Source organism: Pseudomonas sp. SLFW, assembly GCF_009905615.1.
Lineage (GTDB): Bacteria > Pseudomonadota > Gammaproteobacteria > Pseudomonadales > Pseudomonadaceae > Aquipseudomonas > Aquipseudomonas bambusae.
The window spans coordinates 26,543-43,596 of sequence record NZ_JAAAKW010000008.1; the positions used below are offsets into that span (position 1 = coordinate 26,543).

The window sequence follows — 17,054 nt, forward strand, 5'->3', positions numbered from 1 at the left end:
TATGAGAATGGGTAGCTTGTATTTCGCATCCGACAAAGCGATCTTTGACGCACTCACGCAGCGAAGCCTGACGAGTGCCGAGCTCAGGAAAGTCTTTCTTTCCAGAGGGATCGTGATCTCCAATGAGTCCGACAAGAAATTCCTGGCCAGTCGATTCAGTGCCCTGTTCCATGACTACTACGACTACCGGAGCCTCTCGCTCCTGGTGGGTGGTCGCGACAGTCGCGAGAAAACCACCAACGTCGTCGTCACGACAGCGGTCTCCAAAGACCAGCTGACCGATGCTCTGACCTCCGTCAAGGAATGGCTGGTGGATAACGAGCACGAGCAGGCTGAGGTAGCTGTCCATGGTGACCAGCTCAAGCTCACCGTCAAATACCAGAAGCTTGATCTGAGCCAAGCCGAGTTCCGCCAGGTCGTTGAGAAAACGGCGGAAGTGACCCTTGAGAAACAGGGCAATGGCTGGAAGATCACCGGCCCGATGAACGACAAGTTCAAGGACATCACCGATCAGTTGTATTCCCAGATCGAGATCGTCACTGACCAGGATGTGGCGACTCGAACCATTTCGCTGGAGGCGATCCCTGATGCTGGCATCAGGACGAATTTCCTTCGCGACTTGATCCGCAATCTCAAGGACATGGAGGTGGTCGATGTGGTCGACGTCTCCACGTTCAACCCTAAAGATCGCGAAGATGACGACCTAGATCTCAGTGACGAGGCGCTGGTGATTGAGGATTCGATCGAGATTGAATCGGAAGATGATGGCGAGGAGGACGACCCTGAGGCGCAGCTTGCAAAGCCGCAGCCTGAAGCCCGTGTCCATAAGATTATCCGCATCGACAAGGCCTCCCTGAAGGGTAAGGGTGTCTTGGAATCCAAGCAGCTTCTGGAGCTTGAAGGTCACGGTTTTTACCTGTGGAAGATTCGATGGACGGCCCGCGAGAAGCTCGTAGGGTCAGAGTTCGTTCAGTTCGAAGCCCAATTCGGCAACCAGGCCAAGTGCTGCGAGTTCTCTTACATCGTCAAAGGTGTCTACAACTACAACAACGGGAAATACGCCAAGAGTCTGGTGCGTGCCGAACCGGTATTCGAGCAGAAGCTTAAGATCCGGTTGGAGGAAGCGGCGCAGAAGACGCTGGATTGTATCGAAGGGAGTCTGATGAAATGAAGCCGAAGCGGCTAAAGCTCTGGGTTCTGACCGCTCACGTAGACTTTCTCAGTCTCGTGCGCGGGCTGCAGCAGTTGCCGTTCAATGACGAAAACCAGATTGGACTCGAACCCATTGAAATCCGGGATGGCCAGGCGACCATTCGATACCATGAGCAGCGGAACATTACCCAGTCATTCACGAATCCTCTGGGTGAAATGATCGAATCCAGCTACTCAACCTACATCAGCTTCGACATGGTGTTTGAGGAGCTCGGATCTAATCGGTACTCGATCTGCATGGGCTCGCCGCCGAAGGATTTGAAGCCCTTTGTGGAGCTTATGCGTGCCGCTACTGGAACGCGATTCGCATTGGAAATCGTAAAGCCGGACATCTCCGTGGTCTATGAGCAGCTAAAGAACGACAAGCGCTTTACAAGGGTGATGGCGAAGAGAATCGTTTCAGGCGCGGTCACTTTTGATATCGAAAGCAGCTACCGGGTCGACATTGCTTCCACCGGTAACGCCATGACGAAATTGTTGGAAATCACGGGTGGCCGCGCCGCGCCAATCGACAAGATCAAAATTGCCTACCACTACGATTCCAAGCCTGTCCAAGTTGAGCTGTCTCGGTCTGGATCCATTGCGGTGTCGCTGGATGACGATGACCACCTGCACCTGCTGACTGCGCTTCTGATCAGGTGATCGAGCAAGGCTGGGCGTGAGGGGGCTATACGCTCGCGATCCAGCCTGGCTTAGCCCGTCGCGCCTGACCTCTCGCGACCATCGCGAATGTGCTATTCGCCGCTGGCTGCTTGCTGCCAGTATCGGTTCACAGTTGTACGAGACAGGCCCAAAATTTTGACAGCCTCTGCGGGTGTCTTGCCCTGAGCTTTGAGCCCAAGGACGGCATCACGATTGTGGGATTTGAGCGGCTTGCCTGCAACGCGTTGGATCAGTTTCCCATCTTCAAACTGGCTTTGAATGAGCTCGGCCCCGCCTGCAGCTAGAAAGCTCTGCAGTTCGAGTGTCGCGTCTTGGAGAATGGTTTCCGCCTGCAGTCTCTCCTGGCTGGCGACGCAAAGTGCGATCAGCGTGACCAAATTGAAATCCAAGGCGCGCGCAATGTCCGCCAGCTTATCGAGAGTAACGCCGGCTTCTGCTCGCTCAAGATAGCCAATCGTCGTGCGCATGGAGCCACCAGCTAGATTCTCATAGCTGACCTGCTTCTGCTGGCGAACGGCTCGGAGCGTTGCCGCTATCTCGTTCTTGAGTGACATAGGCGTCCAAAAGCGAGAATAGAGCCACAGCCGTATTGACCAATAAACGGGGCATGCTGACACTAGTGTTCAGAATAGGCTAAGATGCGTCCGCTGGAGGTTCATCCCTCGATCTCATTGCAGCCGAGTGACCGGGCCAAGCCTCGCATTTACAGGCGTGGGAGTTTCAATTTACCGCTAAATCGAGCAAGTGAGGTTGGTTTATGAAGGTGTGTGTCTTGTCCGATCTGCATCTCGAATTTGAGAGTTTCGAGCCGATCGCACTGGATGCTGATCTTGTTGTACTGGCAGGCGACATCCATACCAAAGAGCGCGGCGTGAAATGGGCGAATGAAGCCTTCGCGGCCAATGTCTTGTACGTCTTAGGCAATCACGAATTCTATAGTGGCCATTTTGACCGGGCTCTGGAAAAGTCCAGGCAGTTGGCAGCGAGTCATGTCCATGTGATGGAACAGGATGTATTCATCCAAGATGGCGTTCGTTTCCTTGGCTGCACAGGATGGACAGACTTCGCTGCCACGGGTGACGCGACAGCTGCTAGTGCGCTCGCAAGGGACTCAATGAATGATTTCAAAGTCATCCGAGCAGGAACGAATTACCGCCGACTGCGCACAGATGATGTCGCTGCCCGCAGTCGCCTGGCCAAGGACTGGCTTGCCACTGAGTTGGCAAAGCCGTTTACCGGTCGCACGGTCGTGATCACTCACCATTCGCCGCTGGTTGAGGTGGGCGGCCATGAGCACGCAGGGCACCTCACAGCTGCATACTGCAACAATTGGCCGTCGCTAGTGATGCAGGCTGATGTTTGGATTTTTGGGCACACGCATCATGCCATTGACGTCGAGATAGGTGGCTGCCGGATGATCTCAAACCCAAAGGGATACCCCTCGGAGCAGACCGGATTTGATGCTCGCATGATTTTGGAGATCTAACGTGTCAACAGTAGAAAGGCGTCCTGCGTTCGAAGCAGTGGCAATCCCTTCAGAGGTTTTGGAGGCTCAGCAGATCGAATGGAACGTGCTTGTCGATGCCTACCTTACTCAGGCTGCGCGAGTCGGTACTCGGTATGCTGCCAGCGTGTTCCTGGATCGTGCGGGGCTAATTGCCGATGGGACGACAGTTGCCACTCCTGAGGTCAAATTGGTGGAGGAGAGACAGGGCTTCGTATTGCTTCAGTCGTTGTGCGGCAATGACTATTACGTGATCGCAAATTGGCTCACCAACAGTGAGCACCTGCATGCCTGCTCATGACAAGCCGCCGTTTGTGGTAGTGCAGGTGGCATCTGTTGAGTTCGATCTGCCGACAACTGGGATTCTGTACCTTCCAGAATTGGAGGGTTTTTCTCTCATTGGGCGGGTGTATGGCGATCTGCGGAAGAGATTCGCCGACGGTCGAAGAATCAGGACGTCAACTGTGATTGAGTTCTACGAGGATCAGGGCTATCAGATAGCACAGACGTTATCAGGCAGTTGCTACGTTTTGGTTTCCGCTACGGGCTCCGATGTCACTGGGCTTTTAGAAAAGCAGTGTGGGTTTTCGAGTCGTAATTGACGGCCAGAAAGACCTGATTCAGGAGCGCGGTTGGGAGAAATCAACCCCGTTTTGGGCGTGTAGAGCACCTTGGTCTACAGGTCAGATTTTTGGTTTAAATCGTTGGCTTGAGATGCACTGCGACGAAAAGGATGCGCCCACGATTAGTGGTTCATTTCGGATTCAGTACAGGTGGCAAGGACACACATGCAGGAACATCAGGTAAGTCGCATATTGGGCCCGGGCGAGGTCATGTTCGGATCGAGCTTAGCGCTGAAGGAGCTCATAGCACTGACTAGCAATCAGTTTCCTGAGCAAAGTGTTTGCATCGTCGGCAATTGGTTCTGGATTGATTTGGAGGCTCCGGCGCAGGTCATTGAGCAGATGGCCGCGCAAGGCCAACAGCCCGTGATGCTGCTCGCACTTGATGTCCTGTTTAGCAGTTCGGGCGCTAGCCGCCCCGGCGAGTGGCTACGTAGTACTCCGCTGGTGGCATTTACTGATGACATGTTTTTTCGAACGCAACACACCCTCTATGTGCTGATGGGGTCAGGTCGAAAAAACACGATCCCGCTCTCCACCGTTCTGAGACTGTTTTCCAGTGAGCGCGATGGCTACTGACGTTTTTCAGTGATCAAAATGGGGAGGGTGTGGGATGATTTCGGCGGTCTTGTTCGACGCTTTCGGTACGATTGTCCGTATCCGGCGACGCACCAATCCCTACCTTCAGTTGATGAGGGAGGGGCGCCGGCAGGGCTTGTCGATTACATCTGAGAGTACGCATTTCGCGATGACCGCAAACCTTCCATTTGTCGGGATCGCAGATCACTTGGGGATTACTTTCTCCGCTTCCAAGCGCATCGAGCTAAGCGAGGCATTGGAGAAGGAGCTTTCCTCGATTGAGCCATATCCCGACGCTGTCCGAGCGGTCGCTGAGCTCCAAGATGCAGGCATCCTGGTAGGGGTTTGTTCGAACCTAGCTAAGCCATATGGCCCTGTGATCAAAGGGCTATTCCCGAATATCGAACACCACGGGTTCAGTTTTGAGCTTGGTGTGACCAAGCCAGATCCTCACATCTATCGTTTCATTTGCGGGCAAATGGGTGTCGACCCTGGCTACTGCTTTGATCCAGAGAAAGGCCAGGTATTGATGATTGGCGATTCGCCCAAGTGTGACCGCGATGGGCCGAGGGCTGTTGGAATCATGGGGCATCTTTTGCAACGCGTAGGCCAAGGGCGAATTACTGATCTCAACCAGTTCGTGCAGCTGGTACTTGATCGTAATCGAGCTGAGCGTCTGGGCAACTGATGAAGAATGACCTTGAGGTCTGTCCGGGAAATGAGAGCCGGGCACCGGGGGCTGAAAGTCAGCGAGTAGCGCGGTTGATTCCTCCCGACCCTACGCAAACCGAAATCCCGCGTTCACTCACGACAGCTGAGTTTGAAGAAATGATGCGCCAGAGCGACGAGGCGGGTGATTGGATGCTCAGTCAGTTGAAGTTGAGACCTCGCAAAACTTGAAGGGCGAGGGCCATGCTGAGGTCTCTGCAGCATCGCTTTATTCACGGTGGCCGGCCTGATGGGTAGTCAGATTTCGCCAACGAAGCTCATGGCCTGATGTCCTGATGACATAGGCAATGTGCCAATTTTGCACATTTCCGCGAAGCACAGCACCTCCAGCGCTGACCTTGTTTCGACTCGAAAATCGACCAGCTAAGTTTGTTGCATGCTTACCTTGTCTCGGCTTATGCGGACGATTCGGCACTTTGCGCGTCGGCGGTAGCTAAACGGGAGGATGCGTCAGTGGCACGAGAGTATGGGAGCAATGTCCAGGCATGGTGCCGAAGCGTTTCTTACCGAATACTTACTGGGATGTGTTGGCGACCGACGGTAAGGACGAGTGTCTGCATCGCTGAAGCCGCCAGCGAACACACTTTCACCGTTCAGGCGAGCATCCACTGATATGGCAATAGTTGCTCGATTTCGCCGACCCTCTGCGCCGGCATGCAATAGCGCTTTCATGCCGTTGGCCAGGCTGTGGACAAAGAGATAAGCACAGTGCGGCTTCGCCGCACCGAACTCTGTACCGTAGTGGCCATCCACTACTAGACGTATCTCAGCGCTCGGGCGACTATGGGGCCGACTCCCGAGCTTTTTAAGGATGACCATCACTCATGGATGATCTCGGTTTCGACTTTGGTGACGCTGTACCATGGTTCCCGCACGAGCAGGAGCAGCCGTACGTGCTGGTCAGGATGACTGCCCAGCAGGTGGCGCTTTTGGAGGCGGCTATGGCCGAGCCATTGCGTCGCTGCTACATTACCGATGATGTGCTCCACGCTGCGGCGGATCAGCATGGGCTGGCGCTTTCAGACGTCTTGGCGACTAAGCTTCCAGATGCCGGTGCAACCATGGCCGGAGACTTCGGCGAGGTGCTCGGTTACTTCTACCAGTCCGCCATGGAGTATCCAGGCACCGCCATTGGCCCTAAGAAATGGCGACTCAAGCAGGATAGAACCAAACCGGCCCCCAAGTCCGATGTCATTCACTTCATCATGCCCCAGCGGCCACTCGCCAGTGTTAATGATCAGGTGCTTTGCGCTGAGGTTAAGGTCAAATCAACTGCTGCTCCTTCAGACCCGATCGGCTCTGCGATAACAGACTGCGCAAAAGATCGCACCAGTCGACTCGCGAGCACATTGGTGTGGCTTCGTGAGCGCGCCATCACAGAGGATCTCGGTGACGTAGACATTGCGCTTCTAAACCGGTTTATCAACGCAGTTGATCATCCGCCCGCTGCTCTGCGATATAGAGCCGTCGCCGTCATCTGCGAGAACTTTGTCGCTGCTGAACTCGGCAACGTACCCGCCACGGCCAGTGACGAGTACACGCTCGTGGTGATCTCAGTGCCGAATTTGCACACTACCTACAACGCAGCTTTTGCAGCTGCACGGGAGTCGGTGCTTTGATATGAGAGCCTCCCTCCAAGCTTGGATCAACGACGCAGACATGGCCCGGCACTTAGGGCAGTTTTCCGTAGCCGCGTTGCCCATTGAACTTGCCCAGATCGGGAATCGCGTTGCCGACTACTACATCTCGCTCGTGGGAGAGCTGTTCGACGGAATCCACTCCCCAAATATCCCTAGTGACGATTGGGCACAGCTAGGGAACGCCTTTCTCCAGTTTTCGAAGGAGACCCCAGCGGAGCAGATTGAGGCGCTGGGTATCTCGAAAGATGAAGCAGCACTATTTGCGGCTGCGGCGTTTTACTTCGGGGACTTTCCTGCGTCGGCCTGTCTGGCCATGCGGCAGTCGATTCGGCCCGCTGATGCACTAAGCCCATGGGCGGCGTGCTATGACTTCCTGGCCCGCCCGAGCAACTTGGGATCGCAGATTGCCATCGAGGTGCGGGAGCATCTGCGCAGCGGTGACCTGATAGGTCTTAACAACAACGTAGAGGCGAGCGCTATCGAGGCGCGAAGCTCGTTAGCGGATGGGCCGCAGAAGTGGGTAGCAGCGGCTTTGCTCAGCCGACTACTGGCTCGCTTCGAGGAGTCGAATATTCGGGCTGTGCTGCCCGAAGGGGCGAACGCTTTTTGGACACCTTTGATCAACTCGTTTATCGATCGCAAGCCATCGACTTGGGAGTTCTTCCCCTCACAGATTCAGGCTATTGAAAGGGGACTACTGGGCAACGCCGAAAGCTATTCCTTGCAAATGCCCACAGGGGCCGGCAAAACCACGCTATGCGAGACGTTACTGTACTGGCATCTGAAGCACAATCCGACCCACGTCGCGATCATGATCGTGCCGTACCGGTCGCTGGCTTCTGAGCTTCGCCATTCTCTTGTGCGTCAGCTAAACAGTCTGGGGATCGCGGCGCGCTGCGCGTATGGCGGAACAATACCGTCCGGAGACGAGGTGCATGGGCTCGATCACATTAACGCGTTGATCGCGACCCCTGAGTCGCTGTCAGGAGTCCTGAGCGCTGACCCAGGGTTCGCCCAGCGGATATCGCTGGTCATTTGCGATGAGGGGCACCTGCTCGACAGCTCCGGTAGAGGGATTGGCCTGGAGCTGCTATTGGCGCGAATGAAGGCCCGCCAAGTCAACCCGATTCGCTTCGTTTTTATGTCTGCCATCATCCCGAACATCGAGGAAATCAATGCTTGGCTCGGTGGTGGGGAGCACACAGTCATAAGGAGCACGTATCGACCGGCGATCGCTGAGTTTTCCGTTCTCCGATCCGCTGGTAGTGGGGTGAACAAGTCCGTCCGTCTTGATATGCACCCCCACGCTCAGCAACGGCAATACTCGATCCATGGCTTTCTGGTTCGGGACACCTTTCAATACGTGAACGCCCGAACGCGGCGCACAAATACCTATAGCTTCTCAACAACCAAGACCCTGGCTGTGGCCGCTGCTCGCAAGGTCTTGTCGATGGGCACTACAGCAATATTCGCCGCAAATAAGCGAGGCGATCAGGGTGCGATCGGTTTGGCTGAAGAACTCATCAAGCAGTTGGAGTATCCATTACAGTTACCCAACACGATTGACTATGCGGATCTCGACTCGCTGCGCACGCGTGTTGATTACCTCGAAACTGAATTTGGTGCAGGTTGGATAGGTGCGAAGTCGCTGAGCAACGGGGCAGTGCTCCACCACGGTGATATCCCCCAGGAGACACGGGAAGTTTTGGAGGAACTTTTGCGGGATCGGCGAGTGCAACTGGTGATCTGTACCAGCACGCTCGCTGAAGGGGTAAACCTGCCGATCCGCTCGCTTGTTCTGTATTCGGTACAGCGTCGGGTTGGCAGCGGACGGCCCGAGAACATGCTCGCCCGTGACATCAAGAATCTCGTTGGTCGTGCCGGTCGCGCCGGCGCCAATACCAAGGGCTTGGTGATCTGCGCGAACCCTGATCAGTGGGGGTTAGTGCTTCCCGTCGCCACTGCAGGGGCAGGAGAGCCTGTCAGAGGCTCGCTGCGTACCTTAATTGAAAGCCTTGACACCTTCCTGCGAACCAATGCTATCGCGCTCGACAATCAGTTCTTGGAGATCCAGCCTGCCAGTCACCCGCTCATTGATGGAGTAGACGCAACGCTTATCGAGTTGATTGCGGAAGAAATCGGAGATGCCGAGTTCCTAAGATTAGCTGCTGACCTGTCCGATCATACGTTTGCTGCCCATCAGCTTCCTGCCGGTTCCGCTGTCACATTGCGTAGGGTTTTTGAGCTGCGAGCCCAGCGTCTGATTGCTCTCAGGACAGAGGGTAAGATCGCCTGGCTTCAAGATACTGGAGCTAAGGTGCGCCTTCTGGAGTTCGTCGAGCAGGTTCTTCTACCGAGCAGGGCAGATTGGGCGAGCCCTGTCGATCCTGCTTCGGATGATCTCCTTTCGGCAATTCTGGAGTGGGCTTGGCAGGATACAGAACTCAAGTCAGATGTGCGGGTGGCGTTCCGGCTGGATGATGGGCAGGATCCTGAACAGGTAAAGACAAGGCTCATCGAGATCATTCGACAATGGGTTCAAGGTGCAACCTTCGCAGAGATCGCCCAATCAATGCAGATGGATGTCGATGACATTCTGGGGATCCATACTCGCGTGGTCGCCTACTCACTGCAGACGCTGGTCGAGCAGGGCATTTCGCTTTTAGCCCGGCTGTTGCTCGAACGTGGGATTGAAGTGAGCGAAGGGGTACTGGCGTTCGTCGAGCATCTCAAGTTTGGCGCGCCGTCGCGTTATGGGGTCTTGTTGGCTAATGGTGGGGTACGGCATCGCAAAGCGTATGTCGCGCTGGGTAATGCGATACTGGCTCTGTCCCCTCCCGTCCAACCTGTGAATGCTAAGGCAGTAGCGCTGCGGTCAATTGAAAATTATCCAGATGGATGGCGTAACGCGCTTGGCGAGTTCGTCTACTCCAACACCCTGAAAGATGTCGGCAGCGTGGGATAGGGGGATAGGTCTAGGGTTTGTGTACTTGTAGAGGCTGAGACCGTGAACGGTGACTGCGGCTCCTGAGCAATGAGGGCATAGGCGGCGCCTGATAACGTTGGTGCGGTGTTTGAATGGTGCTGCGGTTGGTTTGAGCCCGATCGCATTTACGGCGTAAGATCAAGGTGCCCAATTTGCATGGAGTGACCATTTTGCCGAACGTATTTTTCTCCTACTGCCATGCTGACGAGGCGTTGCGAGACCAGCTCGAAAAACAGCTTTCCATGCTCAAGCGGCAAGGGGTCATTGAGACTTGGCATGATCGACGAATCAACGCTGGTCAGGAGATCAATCCTGCCATTGATGAGCACATCAACACCGATGAAATCATTCTGCTTTTGGTAAGTCCCGATTTTATTGCATCCGACTATTGCTACGACATCGAAATGAAGCGCGCAATGGAGCGCCATGAGGCGAAGCTGGCGACTGTCATCCCGGTCATTCTACGGGCCTGTGATTGGCACCATGCTCCCTTCGGCAAGCTGATGGGCACCCCTCAAGACGGCAAGCCGGTAACCCTCTGGCCCGATCGTGATGAGGCCTTTCTACAGGTAGCCAAAGAAGTGCGCAAAGCCGCTGAAAAATGGCGAAACGACAAGCCTGTGTCACCTCCGAGTATGCACCCCGCGACCGCTACGCCAGTTGCTACAGCCACTCATACCATCACTGGGCCCCGTTCTAGCAATTTACGCCTGGCCAAGTCCTTTACCCAGCTGGACAAGGATCAGTTCCAATTCGAGACATTCGAATACATTGCCCGCTACTTCGCAAACTCTCTGGCTGAGCTCCAGTCTCGAAACGCAGGTTATCAAGGCGCTTTTCGCCGGGTCGACGCGAACCGATTTTCCGCAACTATCTACAAGGATGGTCGAGATGTGGCCAAGGCTTCGGTTTTTGTCGGAGGCCAGATGGGGGCCGGCATCTACTACAGCCAAGGTGACGGATTTGGTGGCGGATCCTTCAACGAGGCTCTTCATGTTGAATCAGACGACCAGGCCCTATATTGGCGTACTTTGGGGATGGCATCGCTCCGCAACCAGCGAGACCAGAAGCTGTCTCAAGAAGGCGCCGCTGAGGCGCTCTGGGACATAGTCATCGCGCCTCTTCAGCGTGGGCATTGATGCCCATAGAAAAACGCTGCGTAGCATCGGTATGTATCCGCTTTCAGCCTAGCCCCAGCTAGGGGAAAATGACATGGTCTACCTCATGAGCTGCGCAGATAACTTTGAGACGATTGCCTTGCTCCCTGGCCCAATCCGGCTCGATGCTATAGCCATAGGCAATTTTGCCACTGATGTGGTTGATAAGACCTTGGAGCGATTTGAACCCTCGATGCTCTGCATGGGTGATGGCGTCGATGTCAGGATGAGCTAGGAAATACAAATGGTCGCTGACGTATTTTTTGTAGGCTTTCGTGAGCCGGGGCTTCTTCCCATTGATCAGCAAACCTAAGACAACCTTTCGCGCTCCCGGGGTGATGACCTTCGTTTTAGCCTTATTCAGCCAGAACCCTTCTTCAACGAGGCATTGGTTGATCGACTTGACGTGCTGGAGCGCCTGCGACCTGTCGAATGGTTTTCTGGAGGAAAAAACCAGATCATCGGCATACCGCGAATACACCAGCTCATTGTCCTCCGCGTAAGCCTGCAAAGTCTCGTCCAGCGATTGCATCACCAGATTCGAGATCTTGGGAGAGGTGGCGGCGCCTTGAGGAAGGTGACCAATACGACTGTCCCTTGAGTAGGGAAGTCCTGGCGGCAGCGATTTGTTGCCGTGCCGCTGATCCGGATTGCGCCTGGCTCGGATTCGTGTGCACAGCCTGGCTAGTTCGAATGCTACCAACGGCTGATAGCCGAACGACCTGAACAGTTCGTAGACGCGTGGCTCCAAAATCGACTCGAAGAAGTTGGTGAGATCGAGTTTGATCAGCCACTGCGCCTCGCAATGCAGCTCTGCAGCTTCCCGTACTCCATGGCGGCTGTCATAGGCATAGCTGGCTTCATGGGGCTCGACTTTCGACAGGATGTTGGTGTTTATCCAGCGCTGTAATCGAAGCAGATCTTCACTGGGGGCACATATCCACCTGACCCGATCCGGACTATGTCCCGAGTTCGGCTTCCTCAGCGTAAAGACGTTGTAGGCTTCTTTCCTGTAGGTTCGGCTGATTGTGCGGTGTAGAAAAGGGTAGGGGACGCCGGTCAAGTGGGCGAGGTGGTTCAGGGTGAGAATAGGAGGGCAGCCGTGCTTCATCTGCTTTGCCGTCTTCACGGCATTTTGCAGGACATCTTCGGGCACGCCTAATCCACGGCCTGCCTTTGAATAGGACTGAGGGCTCCAGCGAGTCATCTACCTTTAGATTCCGCCCTGGCGGATATAAGCCTTCTTTGCCGCAAGACTTCGATAGCGAGCCTGAGAAGGCTTATACCTCCTGGAAGCGTGAGATCGTTCGACGGCAAGCATAGTTTGCTCCCTTAACGCCCGCACAACGTGCGGGATGCTAGATTCCGCTACTGCGGAGCCCTCAGTTGCTGCGGATAATACGAAGTGCCTGGCTCGGGGGCTACAAGAAATTTCCGCCCTTCCCGGCGCAACAGCCGGATTACCTTATGTCCTGCTAGCGTCAATGCCCCCGTTTCAGTGATCCAGCCTCGGGTTACTGCACGCTGTCTTGCACCGAGGATTGAGTCCAGAGAAACTGGAAGGACTTGACGCAGCTCAGCAAGCCGTCGCTTGCCCAGTGAGTGAGCAAGCAAAAGGATGATTGCGGATTTGTTTTGATCAGTGGCGCGTTTGAATCGGGGTGAGCCCGATATTTCAGAGAGATTGAGCCGACCCAATGCACTGATCGTTGTGCTGGTCATGTTGACTTCAGTGGACTGCCAGAGAATGTCTGTCACGCGCTTAGGGAAGAGCGGAGCCCACTTTCTTGAGCCTCTATTCTTTTCCGACACGAAAATTGCCGGCATGTTGTTAGGTGCACCATGCTCGAAGGCCAGCAGAGCTCCCGTTTCTTTCCAACCCAACGGGTGCTTGCTGTGAGCTCCATATTCCTCACATAGTTCGACCATCTCATCCAGGTCTTCATCGAAGCTATTGAAGAGGGTAGGGCACTCGGTCACGACCCGAACGAGGGGCTCGAATCTGTGACTCCGGACACGTTGGATGCCATCGGAGGTTCCGCTGTAGGCAATCACCCAAAACTTGATGAAGTTTCCTGAGTACCAGCTTCTAATCGATGCCACACGCCACATGGAATCAAGCATCCGATAAGCCCGGTCACCACTGCCAATGAAATCAGTCAAAATGACGAAATTACAGACGTTTGAGTTTCTGACCTTGTCCGCCGCAGGTTGAAGCAGAAAGCGAGCAGGGTTTGAACGGCAAAGCGTGTTCGCCAAGAGGGTTACGAGACCCTCGCTGCCTACGTCCTGAGTCGAGTAGGTCAGCGACTGGACGGCTTGCATCGCCGCGCCATACGCCCTCATATGTCTCTTCTTTGATTTGGGGTTGTAGGTTCGGCGCTCTTTGTAGATGGCGGGTGGAAGCTTGGCTTTCGTTTTTTGCAATGCGCGCTCGATGAATAGACCTGAGGTTTCCGTCGCAGGAAGCACCCGCTCGATCAGCGTCGTCAGGCTGGTTTTGAATTCGTCAAGAGGGCAATAGTTGATTGAGTTGAGCAGCTTCTCGGCCACCTGGCGGTCGCCGGGCCGGTGATCAAACTGACTGAGCCAAAGCTTGGTCTTTGCCTGCTCCTTTAGCGGTCGCATCATCGTGATCCTTGTACGGAAATTCGAATTCATCAAATTCGATGGTTGCCTGTGCCACCGGTCGTACGTAGAGGAGCGCATCGCGCACGCCCCTCTCGGCCTGCTCAAGCTTACTTGAGCTTATTGCGCAGCCATTGGAATACTTGGATCAGACTTCGCAGCTTACGATAGAAATTATCAGCGTCTGCCAAGAATCCTAACCGCTTGCATAACTGAACCTTTTCGTTAGTCACCGCTGTGTAGGCAGGCGTGTCAGTCAGACCAGCCTCCACCATACCCCGTTCAACGCTGACTAATCGGCGATGTCGATCGATGTGGACTTGGTTCCGCTTGAAGTGGCGACGATTGAGCGCTCGATGATTCGCTAACAGGATGGCATAGGCACCAAGGCCTGCTTGGAACACCTGAAGCATGCTTACCTCAAGCCCGTACGAGCTCAAGAATTCAGCAATTTGAGGGGTCTGCCAGCAGGCAATTGCGAACAGCACCGGCCATGTGGCGATGGCAAACAGTGCCTTGTTGGTTGGAGGATAGGCGAACAGCCAAGTTAGGACACGGCGGAAACGGGGCATGGATACTCCTGATCGGTGGTGCTATGAGCACAACGCTCGGGCCCATTCAGTTTTCATCCTTCAGCCGATTCCGTGCAACTGAACCCGATGTAGTTGGTAACCCCCCCAATCGCACAGCCTTTTGGTGGATGTTGACTTGGAAGACAGGTCAGAGTGGAGGAGCTCAAGCCGCTTTCACAAATGATTACGGCTCAAAACTCTATTGCTGAATTCGGTGAGGTCGCTGAAGTCATTTCCCCCCTGCCGATTCAAAAGGAACCCCTGTATCCCTAACGCATTAGGGCCATCTCGGTCACATTTCTCAGAGTCACCGATCATGATCACATTCTCGCTTTCAACGTAACAGCTGGTATCTGCTCCCAAGAGCTCACACGTGCCCCTGTAAAAGAAAGGCTCAGGCTTCATTGCCCCTAGTGCGAAGCTAAAGCCGTAAGCATCTACCCTGGGGTAAAGGCATCGAACAGGTTCCGCGTAGGACGCGGCCAAGTTAGACGCGACCGCTACCTTGGTGCCCTCAGCCTGCAGCCTTTCTACGGCACGAAGGCCATCATCGAATGCTTCGATAACACTGAGGTCTGCTTCAAGGTCGCCCTGGATATCAGCCATGTGGGCAGGATGGATTTTGATTCCAAAAAGCTCTGCCGCATCAGTGAGGCTCAAATTGCGGGTGAGGATGTGACGTAAGTCATCCGGTTTGGGCCTGCGGCCTTGGCGGATGCCTTCCTTGAGGATTTGGCGATAGGGGTGCCGGCCTTTCGGGATCTGGAGCAGGGTGCCGAAGGCGTCGAAGAGAATGAATTTGATGGGCATCGGGACGCTTGTGTCGAAGGCAGGGCCAACCACCCCGCGATGCTGGCAGGATACCTTGGATCAGGCATAGCTGGTGGGCGCCGCGCTGGATTAGGTGCTTTCTGCGAGGCGCCCAGCGGGGTCAACGGCTATCTTGGCACAACGGCTGGGGCCTATGCGGGGGGGGTGGTGTTGTTGTTTTAGCTTTCGATTACTTCTTGAAGAGATTAACCCATTCGATGATCTCATCCAGTTGGCGATTATCCAACTGGCCGCACATTGCGTAGATCGCTGCAGCGACGTGACCTTGCTGTCGCTCTGTTGAGGAACCGATACCCTGCTCGCCACGCATCCCTTGCTGGCCGTCATCGGTCAGCACGCGGTCATTAGTAGTTGTTACAAACTGACTTGCCTGAACTTTCATGGTTTGTTCTCCTGCGCGCTGTGAGGGCCCCAAAGGTCTTTTCTACCTCTTGGGCTTTGGCATGTGACTTGGGTACCGCCGCATTGGAAAAAGGGCGTTATGTGAGACGCCCTGCGGGGTCATTAGCCATCTGGGCACCGGGGCTGGGCCCATGTGATCAGATGCAGTCGTGGCCTAAGAATTTCGTTATTTTTTTTGCGTTTTCTCGCTGCGGGCGCTCGCAGGATCAGTGTCACTCAGAACCGTATAATGCTCTGTCGTGTACTGGTAACGGTGCCCCATCCGCGTTGCGATCTGCTCAGGTGAAGAGGGCGCAGAGCCTTCGGTCACTGACTTGAGGATGGCCGCGTTTCTCAGACTTCGTGGGCTGCGCTGCGGGGGCGCGAGTTGAGCATCCTTTTGCCACGAGCGAAAAATCTGCAAGAGCTCATGGGCAGACATTGGTGTCGCGGGATCCTCTTTAGACGGAAACAGGTAATCCCCCGGAGCTAGTCCCGCTGAGTCGATGTATTTCCCAATCGCGTCTGCTCTCGCTACGACTGGTCGACTTTTGCTATTCAAAATCTTGAACTGGTACGAGCTGGGTTCAAAATTGCGGACAGGGGGTACCTGACTGCTGAGGATGTCATTTGCTCGCAGCCCTGACTCCAACAGAAGAAAAATACTCTGGTCGCGCAGACTACTTGTGCGTTTGACAACCTGCCTGAGTGCCTCAATCTCCTTCTGGCTAATCGAGTTCTCCGGGCGCCCGAAAGGGGTAGGGATTTCCGTTCTTATCATTGGAGCGGTGTACATCGGAGTTGTCTTTGCTGGGCAGGTAAGATTCACTGGGCAGACTTGACCTGGTGTCGGGTCGAGCGTTAACGGCTTGGTGGTTAGCGATGATGTGGCGCTTGAAGCCGCCATTTTGAAGGCGGTCAAGGCTGTCAACGGAAGCGTTTCTACGAAAGCTTCCAGGCCGCTAAGAGTGACGGATTTCTCATTGGCGGATTGGAGAGCAGAAGCAAGTGCAGCCACTATCCCGGCGCGCGCGTCGCTTTCAGAGGGTGTCGGCGTTTCAGGAGGGCAGTTTAAAGACGAACTTCTGAGCTCATAATAGTCCAGATACCCCAAGCCTTTAGACAGGATTTCGTTGGCTAGCGTTTGCTGGATCGAGGACTGGACTGGCCACCTGTTTTTGAGGCTTTTGGCGAGCTTCTTGAAGGCTGCATTGGGCAGCAAATCTTGGGCATAGATCGGAACACGCATGGCAATTCTCCAATACGTCAGGGTGTCGGCTTTCCGCTGACTATCGTCGAAGTGCGTGCGAAAAGAAGGGAGAAACACCTGATGCGCAAAGGCTTTGCTGACCGACCGCTCGATTCAGATAAATCGAAGCTCGACGGTATCACGCTGCTAAAGCTCCATCAACCTCCCGATCTGACACTGCGCTGATGCTGTGGCAACGGGGAGGCATTTACTTGCAGTAGTGGCTTTGGCGTGAGGCCAGGAAAGCGGTCTTTCCTCTGGGGCGTGTCAGTAATAGGATACGGACGTGTTAGTTTCTGG

At 54.8% G+C, this 17,054-nt stretch carries 16 protein-coding genes; 9 read left to right on the forward strand and 7 right to left on the reverse strand.

What is annotated here, in order from left to right:
- Position 1 precedes the first annotated feature (1 nt).
- Both GVN17_RS15595 and GVN17_RS15600 read left to right on the forward strand, forming a co-directional pair.
- Positions 2 to 1,171, forward strand: coding sequence for a hypothetical protein (locus GVN17_RS15595; protein WP_256665241.1), 1,170 nt, complete (start codon positions 2 to 4; stop codon positions 1,169 to 1,171).
- The gene (locus tag GVN17_RS15600; RefSeq protein ID WP_166596168.1) at positions 1,168 to 1,854 is read left to right on the forward strand and encodes a hypothetical protein; all 687 of its coding nucleotides are present in this window, start codon (positions 1,168 to 1,170) and stop codon (positions 1,852 to 1,854) included. Before GVN17_RS15595 ends, GVN17_RS15600 begins: the two co-directional genes overlap by 4 nt.
- 92 nt (positions 1,855 to 1,946) lie before the next feature.
- On the opposite strand, the gene GVN17_RS15605 is transcribed toward GVN17_RS15600, so the two are convergent.
- Positions 1,947 to 2,429, reverse strand: a complete 483-nt coding sequence (locus GVN17_RS15605) for a helix-turn-helix domain-containing protein (RefSeq protein ID WP_166596169.1) — start codon at positions 2,427 to 2,429, stop codon at positions 1,947 to 1,949.
- A gap of 203 nt (positions 2,430 to 2,632) precedes the next feature.
- Between GVN17_RS15605 and GVN17_RS15610 the strand changes: the two genes are divergently transcribed.
- The 7 genes from GVN17_RS15610 (at position 2,633) to GVN17_RS15640 (ending at position 11,075) form a co-directional block, all read left to right on the forward strand.
- On the forward strand, positions 2,633 to 3,361 hold the full coding sequence (locus tag GVN17_RS15610) for a metallophosphoesterase (RefSeq protein ID WP_166596170.1): 729 nt from the start codon (positions 2,633 to 2,635) through the stop codon (positions 3,359 to 3,361).
- A 1-nt stretch (position 3,362) separates the two neighbouring features.
- Positions 3,363 to 3,680, forward strand: a complete 318-nt coding sequence (locus tag GVN17_RS15615) for a hypothetical protein (protein WP_371928559.1) — start codon at positions 3,363 to 3,365, stop codon at positions 3,678 to 3,680.
- 487 nt (positions 3,681 to 4,167) lie between these two features.
- The gene (locus GVN17_RS15620) at positions 4,168 to 4,581 is read left to right on the forward strand and encodes a hypothetical protein (protein WP_166596171.1); all 414 of its coding nucleotides are present in this window, start codon (positions 4,168 to 4,170) and stop codon (positions 4,579 to 4,581) included.
- 34 nt (positions 4,582 to 4,615) lie between these two features.
- A complete protein-coding gene (locus GVN17_RS15625) occupies positions 4,616 to 5,269 on the forward strand; it encodes an HAD family hydrolase (RefSeq protein WP_166596172.1) in 654 nt (217 codons plus the stop codon).
- 865 nt (positions 5,270 to 6,134) lie between these two features.
- On the forward strand, positions 6,135 to 6,929 hold the full coding sequence (locus GVN17_RS15630) for a Hachiman antiphage defense system protein HamA (RefSeq protein WP_122754751.1): 795 nt from the start codon (positions 6,135 to 6,137) through the stop codon (positions 6,927 to 6,929).
- Positions 6,930 to 6,969: 40 nt separating this feature from the next.
- Entirely contained in the window at positions 6,970 to 9,915 is a 2,946-nt protein-coding gene (locus tag GVN17_RS15635; protein WP_256665242.1) for a DEAD/DEAH box helicase, read from the forward strand.
- 191 nt (positions 9,916 to 10,106) lie between these two features.
- A complete protein-coding gene (locus tag GVN17_RS15640) occupies positions 10,107 to 11,075 on the forward strand; it encodes a toll/interleukin-1 receptor domain-containing protein (protein WP_166596370.1) in 969 nt (322 codons plus the stop codon).
- Positions 11,076 to 11,133: 58 nt separating this feature from the next.
- On the opposite strand, the gene GVN17_RS15645 is transcribed toward GVN17_RS15640, so the two are convergent.
- From GVN17_RS15645 to GVN17_RS15670, 6 genes are all read right to left on the reverse strand, one after another.
- Complete coding sequence (locus GVN17_RS15645; RefSeq protein WP_241150535.1) at positions 11,134 to 12,249, reverse strand: reverse transcriptase family protein; 1,116 nt, start codon at positions 12,247 to 12,249, stop codon at positions 11,134 to 11,136.
- Positions 12,250 to 12,461: 212 nt separating this feature from the next.
- Positions 12,462 to 13,724 carry a hypothetical protein gene (locus tag GVN17_RS15650; protein ID WP_256665244.1) on the reverse strand — a complete coding sequence of 421 codons (1,263 nt, stop codon included), beginning with the start codon at positions 13,722 to 13,724 and terminating at the stop codon, positions 12,462 to 12,464.
- A 107-nt stretch (positions 13,725 to 13,831) separates the two neighbouring features.
- A complete protein-coding gene (locus GVN17_RS15655) occupies positions 13,832 to 14,293 on the reverse strand; it encodes a hypothetical protein (protein ID WP_166596174.1) in 462 nt (153 codons plus the stop codon).
- A gap of 174 nt (positions 14,294 to 14,467) precedes the next feature.
- On the reverse strand, positions 14,468 to 15,103 hold the full coding sequence (locus tag GVN17_RS15660) for an HAD family hydrolase (RefSeq protein WP_166596175.1): 636 nt from the start codon (positions 15,101 to 15,103) through the stop codon (positions 14,468 to 14,470).
- 190 nt (positions 15,104 to 15,293) lie between these two features.
- On the reverse strand, positions 15,294 to 15,506 hold the full coding sequence (locus tag GVN17_RS15665; protein ID WP_020312916.1) for a hypothetical protein: 213 nt from the start codon (positions 15,504 to 15,506) through the stop codon (positions 15,294 to 15,296).
- Between the two features lie 186 nt (positions 15,507 to 15,692).
- Positions 15,693 to 16,754: a tyrosine-type recombinase/integrase gene (locus GVN17_RS15670; protein WP_166596176.1), complete on the reverse strand. Its 1,062-nt coding sequence runs from the start codon at positions 16,752 to 16,754 to the stop codon at positions 15,693 to 15,695.
- Positions 16,755 to 17,054 lie beyond the last annotated feature (300 nt).